The sequence below is a fragment of the Pararhodobacter oceanensis genome (assembly GCF_003076755.1).
Classification (GTDB): domain Bacteria; phylum Pseudomonadota; class Alphaproteobacteria; order Rhodobacterales; family Rhodobacteraceae; genus Pararhodobacter; species Pararhodobacter oceanensis.
Genome location: NZ_QDKM01000012.1, coordinates 23,938 through 41,283, shown reverse-complemented (window position 1 = coordinate 41,283; position 17,346 = coordinate 23,938). Strand labels below are relative to the sequence as shown.

Genomic DNA, 17,346 nt, shown 5'->3' with positions numbered 1-17,346 from the left:
CCCTGACATGGACAAGACCATCCAGACCGCCGCCGAGGCGGTGGCGCAGATCCCCGACGGGGCGACGGTGATGATCGGCGGTTTCGGCGGCTCGGGCGCGCCGATCGAGTTGATCCACGCGCTGATCGACCAAGGTGCCAGACATCTTACTGTGGTGAATAATAACGCTGGCAACGGCCATGTCGGCCTTGCCGCGCTGATCGAACAGGGGCGCGTTGACAAGCTGATCTGCTCGTTCCCGCGTTCCGCCGATCCCGGCGTATTCGTCGCCGCCTATCGGGCCGGAAAGATCAAGCTGGAGATCGTTCCGCAGGGCACATTGGCCGAGCGTATCAGGGCCGCAGGCGCGGGCATCCCCGCCTTCTACACCCCGACGGGGTTTGGCACGGATGTGGCCGAAGGCAAGCCGGTCGCGGTTTTCGAGGGGCGGTCCTATGTGCAGGAACGCTGGCTCAAGGCAGATTACGCGCTGATTAAGGCCGAGCTGGGCGACCCTCATGGCAATCTGACCTACCGGATGGCGGCGCGGAACTTCAATCCGGTGATGGCAAGCGCGGCGACAACCACCATCGCGCAGGTGTCACGCCTTGTGCCACTGGGCGGGATCGACCCCGAACATGTGGTGACACCGGGTATCTTTGTGAGCGCGCTCACTGAAATCCCCAACCCCGCGCAGGAAGAAGACCTCAACCGGGCGGAGGCCATCTACCCATGATCGACATCACCGAGATCAAACTCTCCAACGCGCAGATCGCTTGGCGGGCAGCGCAGGATATCGAAGACGGGGCCTATGTGAACCTCGGCATCGGCTTTCCGGAAATGGTCGCGCAGTTCCAGCCCCACGGCAAACAGGCGATCTTTCACACCGAGAACGGCGTTCTGGATTTCGGCAAATCCCCCGACAAGGGCCATGAGGATTGGGATCTGATCAACGCCGGTAAAAAGGCGATCACGCTCAACCCCGGAACCTCGTTTTTCCACCATGCCGACAGTTTTGCCATGGTGCGTGGCGGGCATCTGGATGTGGCCATTCTTGGCGCTTATCAGGTGGCGCAAACCGGCGACCTCGCGAATTGGTCCACCGGCAAGGGCGGCATTCCCGCCGTGGGCGGCGCCATGGATCTTGTACAATCGGCCAAGCGGATCGCGGTGATCACCGATCATGTGACCAAGACCGGCGCGCCCAAACTGGTTGATACCTGCACCATGCCGCTGACCGGCGTGGGCTGCGTCACCCGCATCTATAGCTCGCTGGCGGTGATCGACATTGAGGTGGCGGGTTTCGTCCTGCGCGAGAAGATCGCCGCGATCTCGCTCGACGATCTTCAATCCCTGACCGGCGCCCCGCTGCATCTGGACGGGCCGCTGCAAGAACTGGCCTGCCCAAAGGAACTGGCATGAGTGACGTCTATATTTGCGACTATATCCGCACCCCGATTGGCCGTTTTGGCGGCAGCCTCTCCTCCCTGCGCGCTGACGACCTTGCCGCGGTGCCGATCACCGCGCTGATGGCGCGCAATGATATCGACTGGGCGGCGCTGGACGAGGTCTATTACGGCTGCGCCAATCAAGCCGGTGAGGACAACCGCAATGTGACCCGTATGGCAGCACTTCTGGCCGGTCTACCTGAGAGCGTGCCGGGCACGACGATCAACCGGCTTTGCGGCTCGGGCATGGATGCGGTGATCATCGCGGCAAGAGCCATCCGCGCCGGCGAGATCGACCTTGCCATCGCGGGCGGCGTCGAAAGCATGAGCCGCGCCCCGTTTGTCATGCCCAAGGCCGAAAGCGCCTTTTCCCGCAGCAATACGGTCTATGACACAACCATTGGCTGGCGGTTTGTGAACCCTCTGATGCAGGCCAGATACGGTGTCGATTCGATGCCCGAGACGGCCGAGAATGTGGCCGAGGAGTTCCAGATTTCGCGCGCGGATCAGGATGCCTTTGCCCTGCGCTCGCAGATCAACGCCGCCGCCGCGCAGGCCAGCGGTCGCCTCGCGCAAGAGATCACGCCGGTGACCATCGCCCAGCGCCGCGGCGATCCTGTCGTGGTTGAGAGTGACGAGCATCCCCGCGCCACCACGCTGGCGAAACTCGGCAACCTTAGGTCCATCGTCAAACCGGAGGGCACGATCACCGCGGGCAATGCCTCGGGCGTCAATGACGGCGCCGCCGCCTTGATCATCGCCTCAAAAGCCGCGGTTCAGGCGCATGGGCTGACACCGCTGGCGCGCATCTTGGGCGGGGCGAGTGCGGGCGTGGCGCCGCGCATCATGGGCATGGGTCCGGCGCCGGCATCCAAAAAACTGATGGCGCGGCTCGGGCTGACCACCGAGGATTTCGCCAGTATCGAACTCAACGAGGCCTTCGCCAGTCAGGGTATCGCCACCCTGCGCGATCTCGGCATTGCCGATGATGACCCGCGGGTGAACCCGAATGGCGGCGCCATTGCCTTGGGCCACCCGCTGGGCATGTCGGGCGCCCGTATCACCGGCACCACGATCCACGATCTGAAACCCGGAGAAAAGAGCCTCTCGGCGATGTGTATCGGCGTCGGTCAGGGCATCGCCGTGGCGCTGGAACGCCTCTGACAGCAGCGGCAGGCCGGGGATTTCCGGGCCTGCCGCGTTGAACTGCCTCCTGTCGGCGTCAGCGTATCTGCCTTGCAAACACGGTCACGCCGAAAGGGGAAGACGCCAATCCGGTCCACCCCAGCGCGTTACGCCCCGATCTCGGCTTTCGGCATCCGCGCCAGCCCCTCGATAAAGAACGGGCGGAAACCTGCCGGATGCTCGCTCATCGGGAAATGCCCGACCTCCTCCATCACCGAAAGGGTCGCCCCCGCCACCTGCGCTGCAGTGCGGCGCGCGTCATCCGGTGTGCAGGTGAAATCATAGGCGCCAACGATGAAATGCACTGGCGTCTTGGCAGTGTCGATACGGTGAAGCGCGCCGACAAGGCTGTCATCCTGCGTGTAAAAGCTCAGATCGCCGCGAAACACCCCCGGCCCCGACTGCATGAACATCCACATGGTATTGGCGCGCTCGGCCTCGGGCGCATAGGGCGAGATATTGGTCGAGACCAGCGCGGCACCCATCTCGCCACCATGGGCGTCGGGCCGGTGGAACCAGTCGATATCATACCACGCGGGCTGGAAATCGCTCGCCTCGATCGCCAGAAACCCCGAGAACACCTCGGGGTGATGCACCGCAAGTTGCAGGGCAATGCGCCCGCCCATCGACACCCCGGCCAGCACCGGTCGCTCCAGCCCCAGCCCGCGGATCACCGCCAGAACCGTCTCCATATAGGCCTCGGTGGTCAGCAGATATTCTTGCGTCATAAAGCCCTCGGGCGGCAGGCTTTTGCCATGCCACGGCATATCAAAGGCAATGATCCGGTTCTCTGCGGTGATCTCGGGATCGTTCAGGATATGGCGCCACTGCCGCGTGTCCGAACCGGCGGTGTGCAGGCATAAAACCGGCCGACCCTGTCCCGCCTCTTCAAAATAGATGCGCTGCTGGCGACCGGCGACCTCGACGCAAAGATAGCGTCCGGTGATCTGTTCGATGCTCATTTTATCACCTCGTGACGCGCGCGCGGCAATGCCAGCACTTCTTTGAGAAACCTCAGGTTTTTGACCAGCAACAGCATATCGCCGATGATCTCTGCCCGCCCGATCCTGACCATCGCAAAGATGTCGTGAAACCCCGGCTTGGGCGTCGCGGTCCAGAATTCTGTCAGCGCCGCGCCATCAGTGATCAAGCCGAAACGGTAGGGCGTCTTTTTCGACGGCCCCTCCAGCAGTTGCGCGATCCGGCCCTTGTCGAAGACCAGATAGAACTCCTGCCCGTCCACTTTCACCAGCACCGTCTCGGAGAACAGCGCTCCCATCCGGTGCAGATGCGGCAGATGCTCCAGATCCGCCTGCATGCGCTTCATCCGGTCTATCATATGCCTGTCTCCTCATGCTGATGCGGCGGGTGCCTTGGTCTTGGTGATCACCGATAGCGTAACGCGCGACAAGCCATGCGCGGGCAAACTTCTGGGTATCGCGTAATACCCCGGCAAGCTCTGTTCGAAACCCCTCGGGCAATGCAGTCTTTGACCGATCGAGAAGCGACCGGGCGGCGATACCTGCCCGGACCGCGCCCACCTGAGGAGGAAAAATCAATGCGAAACGTTACCGTAGACAATGTTACCAAAGTCGTCACCGATGCCATTGGCGCATCGCAGGACGTGCCCGCCCGCAACAAAGAGATCATGACCGCTTTGGTGCGCCATCTTCATGAATTCTGCAAAGAGGTGAACCTGAGCAGCGATGAATTCATGAAAGCCTGCGATTTCCTCGCCCGCGCCGGTGCCGTCTGTTCGGACAAACGTCAGGAGTTTATCCTTCTGGCCGATATTCTGGGCGTCGAAGTGCTGGTTGATATGCTGTCGAACCCGACGCCCAATGGCGAAACCGCGGGCACGGTGCTGGGCCCGTTCTTTCGCGAGAATGCGCCGGTGCTCCCCCATGGCGCCTCGATTGTGCAAAAACATTTCGACAATGAGGAAACCGTCTTTGTCGATGGCTATGTCAAGGACGCCCAAGGCAATCCGGTGGCGCAGGCCGTGCTCGACGTCTGGGAGGACGCGCCCAACGGGCTGTATGAAAACCACGATCCCGAACAGCCTGATTACAACCTGCGTGGCCGCTTTGAGACCGATGAGAACGGCTATTATTGCTACCGTGCCATTCGTCCGGCGCCCTATCCGATCCCCTCGGACTGGACCGCTGGCGAGATGATTTCCTTCATGGGTCATCACACGATGCGGCCCGGCCATATCCATGTGATGATCAATAAGCCGGGCTTTCGCCCGCTGGTCTCGCAGCTTTACGACGCCTCTTCGGATCATCTCGACAATGACGCGGTGTTTGCGGTCAAAGAAGACCTGATCGGCGATTTCTCGAAAGCCACCGAGGCGATGGGCACCGAGCTTTATGTCCGCTTCGACTTCACCCTTGCTGCCGAATCCGTGGCCATGGCCGCCGAGTAATCAACCTTGGGCGCACGCGGGGTCCGACCTGCGTGCGCCAATATTCTGCCCTGCCCCCAGCGGGCAATCTCACGGCTCGCGCGAAAGGATACCGCATATGCCCACGCCCCAAACCGCCGTTATCACGCAATTGGACGGCGCCGCGCAGCGTGACACGAGGATCGCGGAGATCGAGACCCGCATCGTCGATTGCATCACCACCCGCCGCCACAAGCTGTCGAATACGGAAATCACCCACCAATCCTATGTGATCGTTGCCGCGAAATTGGCCTCGGGCGCGGTCGGCTACGGCGAAGCCTCGACCCTTGGCGGGCCGCGCTGGTCCGAAGAGAGCGTCGAGGCGATCAAGGCCAATATCGACACCTATATCGCCCCCGCTTTGATCGGGCAGCCGGCGCTGGCCTTCGAAGCCAACGGGCTGCGGATGAAAAAGGCGGTGACCCGCAACAGTTCCGCGCGCGCGGCGGTTGAAAGCGCGCTTTTCGACGCGGCAGGCAAAACGCTTGAGCTGCCTGCAAGCGCCTTCCTTGGCGGGCCGGTGCGCGACCGTATCGAGGTGCTCTGGGCGCTTGCCTCGGGGGATGCCGATCAGGAGATTGAGGAAGCGCGCGGCAAACTTTCGGCCCGTGAACACCGCAGGTTCAAGATCAAACTGGGGTTCCACAGCCCGGCTGATGATATGGCCCGTCTGCGCAAAATCATGGGCGCGATGCCCCAAGACACCGAGATGGTGGTTGACGTCAACCAAGGCTGGTCCGAAGCCACCGCGATCCGCTATCTGCCCGAACTCGCCGAACTCGGCGTCGCCTTGATTGAACAGCCGCTGCACCCCGGCCAGTTGGCCGCCACCGCCCGCATCGCCGCGCGCAGCGCAATCCCAATCATGGTGGACGAAGCCGCCTTCTCCAATCCCGAAATCGTGCAGAACGCCGCGACCGCCGCGGGCAGCGTCTATTCGCTCAAACTGGTCAAATCCGGCGGCCTGCTCGAGATGAAACGCGCGGCGGGGATCGCCTCGGCCTTCGGAATGGAACTCTATGGCGGGTGCTTGCTGGAAAGCGGGATCGGCGCCGCAGCCCATATGGCGGTCTTCGCCACCCTGCCGCAGCTTGAATGGGGCTGCGAACATTTCGGGCCGCGCATCCTCAAAAATGACCTGATGTCCTCGGGATTGCTGTTCAAGGATTTCCATATCCATATGCCTGTGGGCCACGGGTTTGGCATCACGATCAATCACGACGCGCTTAATGACGCGACGCGCCGGGTCTGAACGTCAATGATTGCGCATAAACTTCTTCGCGATATCGAGAAATTGCAGCACCTGCCGGGACTGGTTGTCGCGCCGCGCGTGGATGGTCAAACCGGTGCCCGGATTCGGCCCCTCGTAGTCGCGAAAAAACACCCCCGGACGGGTGGTGCGCGACACGCTTTCCGGCACCACGCTGATCCCCGCGCCGACCGAAACCAGCGCAATCGCCGTCTGGTAGTCCTGCGCCAGTTCCAGCGTGGCGGGTTCGAAACCCACCTGCCGGCACAGGTCGAGAACAAAATCGGCATAGCTGGGACGCGGGCGGCGCGGATAGAGAACAAAGGCCTGATCGCCGAGCTCCGCCAGCCGGATCGTCTCGCGCGTGGCCAGCTCGGAATTGTCGGGCACCGCAAGGATCAGGCGTTCACGCTCCAGCGGCTCGCGGCGCAATTCCTCATCCTCCAGATGCGGGCGGGCGACGGCGATATCAATCTCGCGCTGGACCAGCGCCAGATGCAGCGCGGCATTGTTCATCGCCGAGAGCGCCAGTTCAACTTTGGGAAAATGCGAGCGGTAGGATTTGATCAGGCTGGGCAATACCCCGTGTGAGGCAGATCCGACAAACGCCACCCGCAGCCGCCCGGCCCCGCCCGCGCCAACAAGATGGGCCTCGCGATAGGCCGAGTCGAGCCGGTCAACGATCTGCCGCGCGTGACGCTCGAGCACCTCGCCGGCCTGCGTCAGACGTATCTGCCCGCGGCTCCGGTCAAAAAGCTGCGCGCCGATATCGGCCTCAAGCGCGGCGATCTGGCGGCTCAATGGCGGCTGGGCAATGCCAAGCCGCGACGCCGCCCGCCCGAAGTGCAATTCGTCAGCGACCCCGAGAAAATATTTTATCCTGCGCAGCTCCATCAGCGTCTCCGAAAGATATCCAAACCGACCCGACCACCATCAACCCGCACCGGAACACGGCAAAGGGCACACCTCAGACCGGCGGGATCAGAAACGCGTCATCCCCATTCGACCGGATCATGAGACCTCGCCCCAGAAGCCTGCTCAAAACATCGCCAGATTGCGCGAAAGCCGGGGAAATCCGCAGATGAATTGAGCAAATATCAAGCAGGGAGCGAAACTATTTTCACCTATTGCCGGAACAAAGTTGACCCATAGTTACCGTATACGGTATACGATGTCTAGGCACATCAATCGACCAACAAAGCGGTGCCGCAGCGGTCACCGCGTGATCGCCACCGCCGCGCCGATGGCCCCAAAGCGAGGATTTCAACCTATGCACCACCTGCGGCAGTGACCTCATAGCCGCGCGTCCAACCCATTGGAAATTATCAGAACTTCTGCATTCGCCCAACCGCGTTGACAGAAGCATCCCGCCACCATCACAGGTGTAACCCAACAGGAGAGACCATGACCGACACATCCAAAGAACACGCCGAGACGCTTCTCGATCTCGCCGCGACCGGCAAGCTAAGCCGCCGCGCCCTACTCACCCAACTTGCCGCTGCCGGTCTCGGGGCGGCGGTCTCGGCCTCGGCGGTCAATCAGGCGCTGGCCGCCGGATTGGTGCAATCGCAGAACGCCGCCAATATCCAGAGCGAATACGATTATATCATCGTCGGCGCGGGTGCGGCGGGCTGTGCGCTGGCGCGGCGTCTGGCGGATGGAACCGACGCCAGTATCCTTGTGCTTGAAGCCGGCGGCAATGACGAGGGCGTGCCGGAAATCGACAACCCCGCCGCATGGGTCGCCAACATCGGCTCCGAGCGTGACTGGTCCTATTTCTACACCCCCACCGAACAGGTCGACAACCGCCCGATCCTGTTGTCGCGCGGCAAGGTGCTGGGCGGCTCGTCCTCGACCAATGCGCTGGTCTGGGTGCGCGGCGTGCCGGGCGACTATGACAATTGGGCAGCACAGGGCGCCGAAGGCTGGGATTTCCAATCGATCCTGCCCAAGCTCAAAGCGATGGAAGACTGGCAAGGCGGCGAAACCGCTCTGCGCGGCGCCGGTGGCCCGATCCCGGTCATGGCCCCGACGCTCGACAGTCTGCATCCGGTGGCCAAAGTCCTCATTGACGCCGCCGAAAGCTGGGGCATGCCCTATATCGAGGATATGAATGGCCCGTCCAATCTTGGCGTCGGGCCCAATAACTTCAACATGCGCGACGGGGTCCGCGTCAGCACCGCGCGCGGCTATCTGCGTCCGGCGCTCGACAATCCGAACCTGACGGTCTTGCTGCGCGCCAAAACCACCGGATTGGTGATGGAGGGCAATGCCTGCCGCGGGGTGAATATCCTTGTCGATGGCGAACAGCGCACGATCCGCGCAGGCGCCGAAGTGGTGCTCTGCGCCGGCGCTATTGATACCCCGCGCCTGCTGATGCTCTCGGGCATTGGCAACGCCGAGGATTTGGCCGATCTGGGCATCGCCTCGCACAGTCATCTGCCCGGCGTCGGCCAGAACCTGCAGGAACATATCCTGCTGGGCGGTATGATCTATGAAGCCCGCGAGCCGATCGCGCCGCCGACGCATAATCTCGAAGGCTCCACGTTCTTCTGGAAATCCCGCGCGGAGCTGACCGCCCCCGATCTGATGTTTGTGTCGATCCAGATCCCCTATCTGATGCCGGGACTGGCGGCGGAATACCCGTTGCCGCAAAACCCCTTCACCATCTCGCCCGGTCTGATGGGGGTGAAAAGCCGCGGCTATATGAAGATGCTATCCGCACAGCACGATGGCGCGTTGGAGATCCAGCCCAATATCCTGCAAGAGCCGGAGGACCGCGAAGCCATGTATCAGGGCTTCTTGCTGGCCGAGGAACTGGCCAATGAACCCGCCTTCCGCGAGTTTGCGGTGCAGCGGGCGATCCCGCCCGAAAGCCTTGCCACACGCGCCGAGAAAGAAGCCTTCATCCGGCGCTCGGTCACGACCTATTTCCACCCCGTCGGCACCGCGAAAATGGGCATCGACGAGATGGCGGTCACCGATCCGGCCACGCTCAAGGTCCACGGTGTCGAGGGGCTGCGCGTCGCCGATGCCTCGGTCATGCCCTCGACCACCTCGGCGAATACGCATGTGCCCTCGATCCTGATCGGCGAGATGGCAGCAGATATGATTATCAACGGTTAAGGAGACAGAGAAATGAATGTCCAAACCAAGTTTTCCGAGGCCGCGAGCAGCCTTTTGTCCTCGGCCAGTTCGCTGTTCATCGACAACGATTTCCGCGCGCCCAAGACCGGCGAAGGCAACCCGATCAAGGTCGAAAACCCGGCCACGCTTGAGGCGCTACTGACGCTGGCGCCGCTGACCACCGCAGATGTGGATGACGCAGTCGCCGCCGCACGCAACGCTTTTGACAATGGCCCATGGCCCGGCCTCCCCGCCACCGAGCGCGCGCGGCTGATGTTCAAACTCGCCGATCTGATGGAGCGCGACGCCGCGCTGCTGGCCGAACTTGAAACGCTCGACAACGGGATGCCAACGGTGCTGTCGAACCATATGGCCCTGCCGCTGTCGATCGAGATCATGCGCTATTATGCGGGCTGGCCGACCAAGCTGGACGGGCGCACCATTCCGGCCACGCCCGGTGCCGCGAACGGTGCCCCGACCCTGACCTACACGCGGCGCGAAGCCGTCGGCGTGGTCGCCGCGATCACGCCGTGGAACTTCCCGCTCGGCATGGCAATCCTCAAACTTGGTCCGGCGCTGGCGGCGGGCTGCACGGTGGTCTTCAAACCCTCCGAACTCACCCCCCTCACCGCGATGCATCTGGCGCGTCTGATCGCCGAGGCGGGATTTCCCGAGGGCGTGGTCAATGTCGTTATCGGCGAGGGCAGCATCGTCGGCGCGCATCTGGCCAATCATCCGCATGTCGACAAGATCAGCTTCACCGGCTCCACCGAGGTCGGCAAATCGATCCTTGGCGCCGCGCGCGGCAACCTCAAACGCGTGTCTCTGGAACTGGGCGGCAAGTCGCCTGTCGTGGTCTTTGCCGATGCCGATCTTGAACAGGCGATCCCCGGCGCGGCCATGGCCACCTTTCTGTTGCAGGGGCAGAACTGCATGGCCGGCACGCGGCTGTTCATCGAGAAACCGATCTACGAGACGATGATGGCGGGGATCGAGCAGGTCGCCAAGGGTTTGAAACTCGGCGATCCTTTCGCGATGGACACAATGGTTGGGCCGCTGATCTCCAAAGCGCAGCAAGACCGCGTCGCCTCCTATGTGGTGAGCGGCGTGGAACAGGGCGCCGAACTGGTCACCGGCGGCAATCGACAGGGTCCGGGGCATTTCTTTGAGCCGACGCTATTCTCGAACACCAGCGCCGATATGCGGATCGTGCAAGAGGAAATCTTTGGTCCGGTGATCTCGGCGCAGGTGTTTGACGACGCCTCCGACCTCAAGGCCCTCGCCCGCCGCGTGAACGACACGCAATATGGCTTGTCGGGCAGCGTCTGGACCAAGGATCTGTCCAAAGCCCACGGCATGGCGCATTTGATCCGCTCGGGTCAGGTCGCGATCAACTGTCACGGCGCGGTCGATATCAATGTGCCCTTCGGCGGGATGAAACAATCCGGCTGGGGCCGCGAATACGGCGAAGCCGCGCTCGACGGCTACCTCGAAACCAAGGCAATCACCGCGGTCTTCTAAGCCGCGCCTGCATCTCGGGGAGACCCGATCACCTTCCGTTTGCGTCACGATTGCGAACGGGAGGTGATTTCGCGCGGTCAGGTTTGGATGGGTGCGACCTCTCGCTTGCCCAATCCAATCCCCCCGCACCCAAGCCACTGATCGTCAGGAGTGGCGGCTCCGGCCTAACCGCCATCCATTGCTGACCGCGCCCGTGTCTTTCATCCTCGGCATGGGCTGATCTCGGCGACCAATCTGCCACTGGCCAGATCGCCCAGCGCACGCAGAACTTTGGTGAAAATGCAGGGCGTCACGCTTTGGCGGCGCGCACCATCCCTCCAACAGCAGATCAATCATCGCGACGGATCGGATGAGCCCCAGCCTGCCCACAAAACCACTGGCGGAGGTCAAACCGGCCTGCCGCCTGCCCCTCTCGCCGCCCCGATTCGCTGCCGCCGCGCAGTGACGATGAACCGCGCGCCGACCTGGACCACACAGATCCCATCGCCAATATCGATCCCCAACTCGAGCATTGCAGCCTGTCAGATACTCTCCATCCGCCCATTTGTGAAATTAATTTCACCTCGTGGAAAATTTGGCAAAAACTGTTGACCGGCGCCCGTTTCGACGCCCTTATTCGCTCGTGGGACAAATTTCGGTGCATGGGAGTAATTGCGAGCCGTGATGCCTACAGGTTAGGATTCAGGTCTTCGGGCCACCACTTTCGGGAGGAAAGAAATGAAGAACTCAACTATTGCAGGCTTTGCCGCTTCCATCGCGATGGCCGCGTCAGTATCAACCGCAACCACCGCATCCGCACAAGGAACGCTGGCCTGCGAGCCCGGTGAAACCTATGTGATGAACGTGATGGTCTCGAGCCACCCCTATTGGGTGCCGGTGTATCAGGGCTTTCGTCAGGCCGCCGCCGCCTTTGGCTGTGAGACGATCTTCTCGGGCACGCCCGATTATGACATCACCCGCCAGATCGCGTCATTCGAGCAGGATATGGTCCGCAGCCCGGCTGGCGTCTTGCTGCACCCGATGCAGGCCGACCCGTTCATCGAGCCGATCAACCGCGCCATCGAAAGCGGCACAGAGATCGTGACCTTTGCCGCGGATTCGCCGGACTCGAACCGCACCGCCTATATCACCTCGGACAATCTGGCCGAGGCCCGGTTTGCCGCCGAAGAGATCGTGTCGCAGATCGGCGATAGCGCCGAATATGCGGTTCTGGAAAACCCGGGGCAATCCAACCACGACCTGCGCGTCACGGCGCTGATCTCCTATATGGAAGAGCATTATCCGAACATGCAGTTGGTCGGTCGGCAGGCCACCAACCAGGACTCTAACGCCGCCTATCGCGCCACCGCCTCGATCGTGCAGGCCAACCCCAATCTGGGCGCGATCTGGATCCCCGAAGCTGGCTCGGCCGAAGGTGCGGTCGCGGCAATTCTCGAGGCCGAGGCCGATGTGTTGATCATGCACGCCGATGTCACCCCCGCCACCTTGGAGCATATCCGCGCTGGCAACATCCATATGGCGCTGAACCCGAACCAGGGCATGCAGGGCTTTATGGGGTTTCTGGCGGTGTTCATGGCCGCGCATAGCGATGTGTTTGACCCGTTCAACGACTATCAAAGTTCGGGCTTCAACCCGATGCAGATCCCCTATGTGGATAACGGTTTTGCCGTCATCACGCAGGAAAATGCCGATAGTTTTGACCTGAACACCTATATGGAAGGCCGCGATACCGACTGATCGCACCGCCTCCATACGGATCAGCGGGCGCGCTGAGAAATTCCCGCGCGCCCGCCCCTTCGACGCCAAAACTTCCTCAAACCATGGCCCGCACAATGTCCGACAATCTGATCTTACAGATATCCGGTGTTTCCAAATCCTTCGGGCCGATCCATGCGTTGAAATCCGTCGATTTCGATCTGCGCAAGGGCGAGATCCACGCGCTCGCCGGTGAGAATGGTGCCGGAAAATCCACCTTGATGAACATCATCGACGGCATCTTGCAGCCGGATAGCGGCGAGATCCTGTTGGATGGGACTGCGGTCAAGATCACCTCGCCGACGCGGGCGCAACAACTGGGCATCGGCTTTGTGCATCAGGAAATCGCCCTCTGCCCCGACATCAGCGTGGCCGAGAATATCTTTATGTCGGCAACCAATGTCAGCAAGTCCTTGTTCATGGATTTTAAAGCCCTGCACAAAAAAGCCGCCGATGTGCTGGGGCAGCTGTGCGACATTGATCCCGCGGTCAAAGTGCGTGATCTGTCCATTTCGAGCCAGCAACTGGTCGAGATTGCGAAGGCGCTGACGCTCGATTGCCGGGTTCTGATCCTTGATGAGCCAACCGCGGCCCTGACCGAAAAAGAGGCGCAGATCCTGTTCGGGATCATGCGCAAACTGGCGGATCGCGGTATTTCGATCATCTATATCTCGCACCGGATGGTCGAGATTTTCGACAATTGCGACCGGGTCACGGTGTTTCGGGACGGTCAGAATATCACCACCCGCAATGTCGCCGAGATCGGGCCCGGCGATGTGGTCAACGCCATGGTCGGACGGGTGCTTGGCACGCTGTATCCCGAGAAACAGGCGGAGGGTGATCGCAGTGATGACGTGCTGCTGAAGGTCAAAAACCTGAGCGACGGCAGCCGGTTCCACGACGTGTCATTCCAGCTTGAGCGCGGCTGCATTCTGGGCATTGCCGGGTTGATCGGCTCGGGGCGTAGTGAAATCGTCAAGGGGATTTGCAGACTGGAAGGCGCAGTGACGGGAGAGGTCTGGCTGAATGGCCAGCAGCTGGCGACGCAGGATTATCAGCAGAGCATTGACGCCGGCGTTGTCTATCTCTCCGAGGATCGCAAAGGCGATGGTGTGTTTCTCGATATGCCGATCACGGTGAATATTTCCGCCCTCAAAGTCGAACAAGTCGCCTCAAAGCTGGGCGTTATCAACCGTGACAAAGAGGAAGGTCAGGCCACGGCATTGGCCAAGAAGCTGAACCTGAAATACGGGCGGCTTTCGGATCCGGTGTCTTCGCTGTCCGGCGGCAACCAGCAAAAGGTCGCGATTGCCAAGATGCTATCGGTCAACCCCAAGCTGATCTTCCTTGATGAGCCGACCCGCGGCGTCGATGTCGGCGCCAAGGTCGAGATCCATAAGATCCTGCGCGATCTGGCCCAAAGCGGCGTCGGCATCGTGGTGATTTCATCCGAATTGCCGGAACTGATTGGCCTATGCGACCGGGTGATGGTGGTCCGCGAGGGGCGGATCAGCGGCGAGGTCAGCGGCGCCGATATAACCGAAGAAAACGTAATGCGATTGGCGTCTGTGACCGACGCCGCCATCGCGTGATAGAAACGAAAGAGCACATGTCAGCGAACATCTCTACTCAACCAGCCGCCTCCGGCCAAGGATCCGCCAGCCTGTTGGCCCGCCTTTTGCATATGCGCGAAACCGGCCTGATCGCGATCATCTTTGTGCTGTTCGTGGTGATGACCTTCGCTTCGCCCTACTTCCTGACCTGGGTGAATATGCGCGCCATGGTCATGGCCTTCGCGGTCGAGGGGATCGTGGTGATCGGCATGACCATCCTGCTGATCTCGGGCGGGATTGACCTGTCGGTGGGGTCGGTCACCGCGCTGGCGATGGTCGTCGCCGGCTGGCTGTTTCTGGCCGGTGTGGACCCTTGGGTCGCCTCGGGCATCGCGATTGCCGCCTGCACGGGGATCGGCGCGATCATGGGGTATTTCGTCACCCGCGTCGGCCTGCACCATTTCATTGTGTCACTGGCGATCATGGTGATCGCGCGCGGCATTTGTTTGCTGGCCACCGGCGGGCGGCCGTTGGGGCTGTTCACTTTGCCGCCCGAGTTCAAATTCATCGGTCAGGGCTCGATTGGCCCGATCCCGCTGGTGATCATCATATTTATCGTCGCGGTGGTGGCGTTTGATCTGATGCTGCGCAAGACCACGGTATTCCGCAAGGTGTTCTACACCGGCAGCAACGAACGCGCCGCCGCCTATTCGGGCATCCGCACCAAGAAAGTGGTGTTCCTGACCACCACGCTCTGCTCGGCGCTTTGCGGTGTTGCCGGCATCATCTACATGGCGCGCTTTGGCTCGGCGCAACCGACCTTCGGGCTGGGCATGGAGCTGAACGTGATTGCCGCCGCGGTGATCGGTGGCGCCAGCCTGAACGGCGGCACCGGCACGATTTTCGGCGCGATCTTGGGCGTGGTCTTGCTGTCGGTGGTGTCAAGCTCGCTCGCGCTGCTGGATGTTTCGGTCTATTGGCAAGACATCATTCGTGGTTCGATCCTCTTGGCGGCGGTCTCTATTGACCACTATCTCCACAAGCGGCGGCGGTGACGACATGGACCTGTGCCAATGACAAATCCCAATGAAAACTACGAGCTGGTGCGGCAGATCCACACGGTTCTGGTGCTGCATTTCATCGAAGGGCTGAAACAGTCCGAGATTGCCACGCGGCTCAATTTATCCACCTCGAAGGTCAACCGCCTGATCGCGCAGGGGCGCAAACTGGGGATGATCAAGATTGATATCGAAAGCCGGTTCCAGCGCCTGACCGACTATGAAGCCAAGCTGGTCGAAACCACCTCGCTGACGGCGGCGATGGTCACGCCGACGGTGTCGGACAATCCCGATACGACGCTGCAACAGGTCGGGCGGGCGGCGGCCAATCTGCTGCTGGAAACCATCCGCGACGGCGATGTGATCGCGATCACCGGCGGCAAGACGGTCAGTGCGATTGTTGACAATCTGACCACCGAACAGGGGTTTGACGTGACCGTGGTGCCGCTGACCGGTGGTGTGCAGGGCAAATATTTCACCGACGTCAACCATTTGGCCACGCAACTCGCCAGCCGCTTGGGTGGCAAGGCGATGCTGGTCCACGCGCCGCTATTCGCCGAGAGCGCCGCGCAGCGCGATATGCTGTGTCAGGTCGGCTCGGTGCGTGAGGTCTTTGATCTGGCGCGCAAGGCCAATATCGCGCTGGTCGGCATCGGCTCTACCGAACCTGCCGGATCGAGCTATTACGACCTGAATCCGGTGCCCGAGGCCGACCGCAAGATGCTGATCGGCATGGGCGTTGTCGGCGAATTGCTGGCGCATCTGATCCGTGATGACGGCGCGGTGGCCAATTATGCGCTGAACACGCGGTTGGTGGCGGTTGCCCCCAGCGAGCTTGCGGCCTGCGGACAGGTGATCGGCATCGCATCCGGTATCGAAAAGGCGCAGCCAATCCGTGCGGTGCTGAATGGCAATTATCTCAACGCCTTGGTGGTGGATGAAGAAACGGCACTGACGGTGCTGGGAAGTGAAGAAAGGTCAGATCATGACGCATGACATGCTAACACGCCCAATCGGGGCCAGTGGGATCGAGGCCTCGGTGATCGGTTTGGGCACTTGGGCAATTGGCGGCTGGATGTGGGGCGGCACGGATGAAAGCCGCTCGATTGCCGCGATCCAGACCTCGATTGACGAGGGTATCACGCTGATCGACACCGCCCCGGCCTATGGTCAGGGCACCGCCGAGGAGATCGTCGGCAAAGCGATCAAGGGGCGGCGCGATCAGGTGGTTCTGGCGACCAAATGCGGGCTGGTCTGGCACTGCCAGAAGGGCAATCACTTCTTTGATTATGACGGCAAGCCGGTGCATCGCTATCTGGGCAAAGACGCGATTATCTACGAGCTTGAGCAGAGCCTCAAACGGCTGGGCACCGAATATATCGACCACTACATCACCCATTGGCAGGACCCGACGACCTCGATCGACGAAACGATGGAGGCGCTGGAGACCCTGAAGACGCAAGGCAAAATCCGCTCAATCGGGGCCAGCAATACCAGTGTCGCGGATATTGAAGCCTATGTGGCGGCGGGCCAGCTTGACGCGGTTCAAGAAGAATACAGCATGGTCAAACGCGAGATCGAGACGACGCTACTGCCGGTGACCACCAGACAGGGGATTTCCGCGCTCAGTTATTCATCGCTGGCGCTGGGGCTGCTGTCGGGCAAGATGACACCGGGCCGCACGTTCGACGGCGACGATCAGCGCAAGGACAACCCCAGATTTTCCGCCGCGAACCGGCAGAAGGTCAAAGCCTTGATGGATCAGATCGCGCCGATTGCCGAATCCCATAACGCGACGCTGGCGCAACTGGTCATCGCTTGGACGGTGCAGCAACCCGGCATCACCTTTTCACTCTGCGGCGCACGCAATGCCGATCAGGCGCGCGAAAACGCCAAGGCCGGGCGTCTGCGCCTGTCTGGCGCAGATATCGCCGCGATCAGCAGCGCTGCCCAAAGGCATCTGCAAAACCTCGACGGATAATCTGTCGCCCGATCCGCCCGCATGAACGCCAAAGCCATCTTTGGT

At 61.4% G+C, this 17,346-nt stretch carries 15 protein-coding genes; 12 read left to right on the top strand and 3 right to left on the bottom strand.

Translation table 11 applies throughout. The features are described from left to right. The first annotated feature begins 7 nt into the window (after positions 1 to 7). Genes DDE20_RS17165 through pcaF form a run of 3 tightly spaced genes read left to right on the top strand, consistent with a single transcriptional unit; the run spans position 8 to position 2,591 of the window. Entirely contained in the window at positions 8 to 715 is a 708-nt protein-coding gene (locus tag DDE20_RS17165; protein ID WP_116559763.1) for a 3-oxoacid CoA-transferase subunit A, read from the top strand. Further along, on the top strand, positions 712 to 1,401 hold the full coding sequence (locus DDE20_RS17160) for a 3-oxoacid CoA-transferase subunit B (protein WP_116559762.1): 690 nt from the start codon (positions 712 to 714) through the stop codon (positions 1,399 to 1,401). Before DDE20_RS17165 ends, DDE20_RS17160 begins: the two co-directional genes overlap by 4 nt. Further along, positions 1,398 to 2,591 (top strand): 3-oxoadipyl-CoA thiolase, encoded by a 1,194-nt coding sequence (gene pcaF / locus DDE20_RS17155; protein ID WP_116559761.1) that lies wholly within the window; start codon positions 1,398 to 1,400, stop codon positions 2,589 to 2,591. Before DDE20_RS17160 ends, pcaF begins: the two co-directional genes overlap by 4 nt. 128 nt (positions 2,592 to 2,719) lie before the next feature. Here pcaF and DDE20_RS17150 read toward each other — a convergent pair whose 3' ends face one another. Further along, positions 2,720 to 3,574 carry an alpha/beta fold hydrolase gene (locus DDE20_RS17150; protein WP_116559760.1) on the bottom strand — a complete coding sequence of 285 codons (855 nt, stop codon included), beginning with the start codon at positions 3,572 to 3,574 and terminating at the stop codon, positions 2,720 to 2,722. Further along, positions 3,571 to 3,951 (bottom strand): hypothetical protein, encoded by a 381-nt coding sequence (locus DDE20_RS17145; RefSeq protein ID WP_116559759.1) that lies wholly within the window; start codon positions 3,949 to 3,951, stop codon positions 3,571 to 3,573. Before DDE20_RS17145 ends, DDE20_RS17150 begins: the two co-directional genes overlap by 4 nt. A 219-nt stretch (positions 3,952 to 4,170) precedes the next feature. Here DDE20_RS17145 and DDE20_RS17140 point away from each other — a divergent pair, with 219 nt between their 5' ends. Continuing rightward, on the top strand, positions 4,171 to 5,040 hold the full coding sequence (locus DDE20_RS17140) for an intradiol ring-cleavage dioxygenase (protein ID WP_116559758.1): 870 nt from the start codon (positions 4,171 to 4,173) through the stop codon (positions 5,038 to 5,040). 97 nt (positions 5,041 to 5,137) lie between these two features. Further along, positions 5,138 to 6,310 carry a muconate/chloromuconate family cycloisomerase gene (locus DDE20_RS17135; protein ID WP_116559757.1) on the top strand — a complete coding sequence of 391 codons (1,173 nt, stop codon included), beginning with the start codon at positions 5,138 to 5,140 and terminating at the stop codon, positions 6,308 to 6,310. A gap of 3 nt (positions 6,311 to 6,313) precedes the next feature. Here the strand turns inward: DDE20_RS17135 and DDE20_RS17130 are convergent, their stop codons facing one another. After that, entirely contained in the window at positions 6,314 to 7,201 is an 888-nt protein-coding gene (locus DDE20_RS17130) for a LysR family transcriptional regulator (protein WP_116559756.1), read from the bottom strand. Positions 7,202 to 7,711: 510 nt separating this feature from the next. Between DDE20_RS17130 and DDE20_RS17125 the strand changes: the two genes are divergently transcribed. The 7 genes from DDE20_RS17125 to DDE20_RS17095 all read left to right on the top strand — a co-directional run bounded on the left by DDE20_RS17125 (position 7,712) and on the right by DDE20_RS17095 (position 17,301). Beyond that, positions 7,712 to 9,433, top strand: coding sequence for a GMC family oxidoreductase (locus DDE20_RS17125; protein WP_116559755.1), 1,722 nt, complete (start codon positions 7,712 to 7,714; stop codon positions 9,431 to 9,433). A gap of 12 nt (positions 9,434 to 9,445) precedes the next feature. Continuing rightward, positions 9,446 to 10,954 carry an aldehyde dehydrogenase family protein gene (locus tag DDE20_RS17120; protein WP_116559754.1) on the top strand — a complete coding sequence of 503 codons (1,509 nt, stop codon included), beginning with the start codon at positions 9,446 to 9,448 and terminating at the stop codon, positions 10,952 to 10,954. A gap of 717 nt (positions 10,955 to 11,671) precedes the next feature. Next, a complete protein-coding gene (locus DDE20_RS17115) occupies positions 11,672 to 12,691 on the top strand; it encodes a substrate-binding domain-containing protein (RefSeq protein ID WP_116559753.1) in 1,020 nt (339 codons plus the stop codon). 95 nt (positions 12,692 to 12,786) lie between these two features. Then, a complete protein-coding gene (locus tag DDE20_RS17110) occupies positions 12,787 to 14,301 on the top strand; it encodes a sugar ABC transporter ATP-binding protein (RefSeq protein ID WP_116559752.1) in 1,515 nt (504 codons plus the stop codon). A gap of 74 nt (positions 14,302 to 14,375) precedes the next feature. Next, a complete protein-coding gene (locus DDE20_RS17105) occupies positions 14,376 to 15,317 on the top strand; it encodes an ABC transporter permease (protein WP_240608173.1) in 942 nt (313 codons plus the stop codon). 18 nt (positions 15,318 to 15,335) lie between these two features. Continuing rightward, positions 15,336 to 16,316 (top strand): sugar-binding transcriptional regulator, encoded by a 981-nt coding sequence (locus DDE20_RS17100; RefSeq protein ID WP_116559750.1) that lies wholly within the window; start codon positions 15,336 to 15,338, stop codon positions 16,314 to 16,316. A gap of 1 nt (position 16,317) precedes the next feature. Continuing rightward, the gene (locus DDE20_RS17095) at positions 16,318 to 17,301 is read left to right on the top strand and encodes an aldo/keto reductase (protein WP_240608170.1); all 984 of its coding nucleotides are present in this window, start codon (positions 16,318 to 16,320) and stop codon (positions 17,299 to 17,301) included. The last annotated feature ends 45 nt before the right edge of the window (positions 17,302 to 17,346 follow it).

Bases quoted from the DNA above. Each gene is read 5' to 3' on its own strand.
- DDE20_RS17165 (WP_116559763.1), top strand. From the start codon at position 8: ATGGACAAGACCATCCAGACCGCCGCCGAGGCGGTGGCGCAGATCCCC.
- DDE20_RS17160 (WP_116559762.1), top strand. From the start codon at position 712: ATGATCGACATCACCGAGATCAAACTCTCCAACGCGCAGATCGCTTGG.
- pcaF (WP_116559761.1), top strand. From the start codon at position 1,398: ATGAGTGACGTCTATATTTGCGACTATATCCGCACCCCGATTGGCCGT.
- DDE20_RS17150 (WP_116559760.1), bottom strand. From the start codon at position 3,574: ATGAGCATCGAACAGATCACCGGACGCTATCTTTGCGTCGAGGTCGCC.
- DDE20_RS17145 (WP_116559759.1), bottom strand. From the start codon at position 3,951: ATGATAGACCGGATGAAGCGCATGCAGGCGGATCTGGAGCATCTGCCG.
- DDE20_RS17140 (WP_116559758.1), top strand. From the start codon at position 4,171: ATGCGAAACGTTACCGTAGACAATGTTACCAAAGTCGTCACCGATGCC.
- DDE20_RS17135 (WP_116559757.1), top strand. From the start codon at position 5,138: ATGCCCACGCCCCAAACCGCCGTTATCACGCAATTGGACGGCGCCGCG.
- DDE20_RS17130 (WP_116559756.1), bottom strand. From the start codon at position 7,201: ATGGAGCTGCGCAGGATAAAATATTTTCTCGGGGTCGCTGACGAATTG.
- DDE20_RS17125 (WP_116559755.1), top strand. From the start codon at position 7,712: ATGACCGACACATCCAAAGAACACGCCGAGACGCTTCTCGATCTCGCC.
- DDE20_RS17120 (WP_116559754.1), top strand. From the start codon at position 9,446: ATGAATGTCCAAACCAAGTTTTCCGAGGCCGCGAGCAGCCTTTTGTCC.
- DDE20_RS17115 (WP_116559753.1), top strand. From the start codon at position 11,672: ATGAAGAACTCAACTATTGCAGGCTTTGCCGCTTCCATCGCGATGGCC.
- DDE20_RS17110 (WP_116559752.1), top strand. From the start codon at position 12,787: ATGTCCGACAATCTGATCTTACAGATATCCGGTGTTTCCAAATCCTTC.
- DDE20_RS17100 (WP_116559750.1), top strand. From the start codon at position 15,336: ATGACAAATCCCAATGAAAACTACGAGCTGGTGCGGCAGATCCACACG.
- DDE20_RS17095 (WP_240608170.1), top strand. From the start codon at position 16,318: ATGCTAACACGCCCAATCGGGGCCAGTGGGATCGAGGCCTCGGTGATC.